At 47.2% G+C, this 704-nt stretch carries 1 protein-coding gene and 1 pseudogene; both read left to right on the top strand.

Translation table 11 applies throughout. The features are described from left to right. A pseudogene (locus R7E38_RS22910) lies at nucleotides 1-388 on the top strand (type II and III secretion system protein family protein); the annotation flags it as partial. 12 nt (nucleotides 389-400) lie between these two features. Continuing rightward, on the top strand, nucleotides 401-625 hold the full coding sequence (locus R7E38_RS22915; RefSeq protein ID WP_318082144.1) for a hypothetical protein: 225 nt from the start codon (nucleotides 401-403) through the stop codon (nucleotides 623-625). Nucleotides 626-704 lie beyond the last annotated feature (79 nt).

Genomic DNA, 704 nt, shown 5'->3' on the forward strand with positions numbered 1-704 from the left:
CGAATTATCGCACGGACAAACGATCGTGATCGCAGGCCTGGTGAGTGAAAACGCGCGTAACGTTGCGGATGGTATTCCGGGAGCCAGTGACCTTCCAGTACTTGGACGCTTGTTTAAGAGTGAAGAGTTTACATCTGGTGAAACCGAGCTGGTGATTTTGGTAACACCACGATTAGCGACGCCAATCGATAGACGCAGAGTAACTCTGCCGACCGATGGGTTCGTAGCTCCAAACGATGTGGAGTTCTATCTGTTGGGTAAAGGCGCGAAACTCGATTTCGACCGCTATCAACTCAATGACATCAGAGAAGAAGATACAAACAATAATTTTAATCAGTACGGTTCGTCAGAAGGTGGCTCTGAGGGCAAGTTTGGGCACAGTCTATAAATGGAGAGCAAGATGAAAAGCATAAGGATCATGACAATTTGTTTCACATCATTCGGCTTGTTTGGCGGTGCGAATGACCAGGATCTTGGAATCTCGGTAAGCCAATTGCGCGCAGAACAAACGCTAAATCCGGAAGCATGGTATGAAAACCTAGGTTATCTACCAGAAGGAAGCGGTGAGCGCACGCAGGTCAGCTTAGAGGTATACAACAATAACGGGGTAGCCAAAGAAAAATAAGTGATTCGTTCACTTATAGGAGGGGCTATGCGAAGGAAAATGCAGACAGCAACAAGGCGAACCCAGAAAGGGATCACTT

This window comes from Vibrio sp. Vb2131 (assembly GCF_033338535.1).
In the GTDB taxonomy this organism is placed as follows: Bacteria; Pseudomonadota; Gammaproteobacteria; order Enterobacterales; family Vibrionaceae; genus Vibrio; species Vibrio alginolyticus.